Annotated in this window: 2 protein-coding genes; one reads left to right on the top strand and one right to left on the bottom strand. The window is 60.6% G+C overall.

The annotated features are described in order from the left end of the window. The first annotated feature begins 36 nt into the window (after window positions 1–36). Complete coding sequence (locus NW818_RS12450) at window positions 37–873, top strand: metal ABC transporter permease (protein ID WP_414343173.1); 837 nt, start codon at window positions 37–39, stop codon at window positions 871–873. Here the strand turns inward: NW818_RS12450 and NW818_RS12445 are convergent. Next, complete coding sequence (locus tag NW818_RS12445) at window positions 842–1,693, bottom strand: hypothetical protein (protein ID WP_414332345.1); 852 nt, start codon at window positions 1,691–1,693, stop codon at window positions 842–844. The two genes, NW818_RS12450 and NW818_RS12445, sit on opposite strands and share 32 nt — an antisense overlap. Window positions 1,694–1,785 lie beyond the last annotated feature (92 nt).

Genomic DNA, 1,785 nt, shown 5'->3' with positions numbered 1-1,785 from the left:
GCGGGGCTCCTGCGATTTCTAGCTGAGGGGAAGGCGATGTTGGAGGGCTGGGTGCGGGTAGTGGAGCTGTTGCAGTTGCCCTTTATGCAGCGGGCCATGCTGGGTGGGATCCTCACCGGCATGACAGGTGGGCTGCTGGGCAGTTTTGTTATTCTGCGGCAACTGTCGTTTTTTAGCGATGCCCTGGGGCATTCGGCTCTGCTGGGGATTGTTTTGGGAGTGCTGCTGGGGCTGAATCCCACCGTGGTGTTGATGGTGTTTGGGGTGGGATTTGCTTTGGGCGTCACCTTTGTCTTGGAGCGCACTCAACTGTCGGCGGATGCGGTGCTGAACATCATCTACTCTTCCTCTTTGGCGCTAGCCGTTATCGCCCTCAGCTTGCTGCCCGGCTATCGGGGCAACCTCAACCAGTTGTTGTTTGGGGAGATTTTGGGGATCAGCCCGGCAGCCCTGTGGACGAGCGGGATCCTCTTGCTGATCAGCTCGGCCTATGTGGGATTGACTTTGCCCTCCCAAATGTTGCTGACCCTGGATGAGCCGCTGGCGCGGGCGCGGGGGGTTCAGGTGGGCTGGCAGAAGCTGGCTTTTGTGGTGTTGCTGGCTGTGGTGGTGGCGCTCTCAATTCGCTCTGTGGGGGTGTTGCTGGTGAGCGCTTTTGTGGTCATCCCAGCCTCGACGGCAAGGCTTTTGGGATCCCGCTTTACAACCTATGTGCTGCTGGCCATAGGTATTGGGGGACTGAGCGCGGTGCTGGGGATGATCGCCTCGGCAACCTTCAACCTGCCCTCCGGCCCCAGCATTGTTGCCACCCAGTTGCTCTTTTTTCTCCTAGCTATGGCGCTCAAGGGGGTGTCGCAACTCCTGCAGCTCTAGCTAGCGGCAATCCAAGAGCTCTCTCGGGCAGCGGCTTTTCCTGCAGAAGCTGGCCAAACAGGCGGCGATAGCTCTCTGGAAAGACCTGCCCGCTGAGGGTGGGCTGCTCGTAGACGCGCTTGAGGGTGTTGAGATCCCGCTTGGTAATGTTGGGCACCCGCAACACCCGCCGATTGCCGGTAGCCGCCGCATGGTGTCCGCCATACATCAGATCCCGCAGGTTCGGGCTATGGCCCCACAGCCCCAGCCCATGCCCGATCTCGTGTCGGGCCACCGCCGTTATTTCGGCCAACCCCTGTCCTTCTGCAATGACGATGCGCACCCGCTGCTGCAAAGAGCCATCGGAGGCGAAGAAAAACTCCGGGCGGGCCGCCCCAGCCACCCCGCCGCCAATAGGAGGAACGCGGTAAATGCTCATCCCGTAGAAAGCCTCCTCCTCTTTGGCCACCACCTTGAGCGGGATGTAGGCCGACCACTCCTTCACCGCTTGCTCCACGGAGGCCTTCCACTGGGGGTGATCCCCTTGGATGTAGATAGGGACGGGATAGAAGGCCCACTGGGCATAGGCTCCACCTGGCAAAAGCGGCTCGATTTCCTCAAAGTAGTCTCCCACCGCCTTGTCGTAGGCGTAGCGATCCAGGCCGGGGGGGAGTTTGAGCCGCATCGGCTGCGGCAGTTCTCCGGCTTGAGTTTGAGCCTGGGCTTGCAGGGCTTCAATGCCAAAAAAGTGGGGAACCAGCAGGGATCCCCTGCCCCCCACTGCCAGGACGAGGAGCATCGTCCAGCCGAGGATGCAAAGCTGTAGAATGCGCCGCCGCATCAAAGCCGCCCTTTCGCCCTTGTCTTTCTACAAGGTTAGTGGCTCAGAAAGCAAGTGTCGTTCGTTTGACATCCTCCCCGGCCTGAAGGCCG

It is taken from the genome of Synechococcus sp. R6-5 (genome assembly GCF_047461775.1).
Lineage (GTDB): Bacteria > Cyanobacteriota > Cyanobacteriia > Thermostichales > Thermostichaceae > Thermostichus.
Note: the sequence above shows the minus strand (reverse complement) of the source record. Positions and strands in the feature narration are given on the sequence as shown.

Coding starts and splice junctions, on each gene's coding strand:
- NW818_RS12450 (WP_414343173.1), top strand. CDS start 37: ATGTTGGAGGGCTGGGTGCGGGTAGTGGAGCTGTTGCAGTTGCCCTTT.
- NW818_RS12445 (WP_414332345.1), bottom strand. CDS start 1,693: ATGCGGCGGCGCATTCTACAGCTTTGCATCCTCGGCTGGACGATGCTC.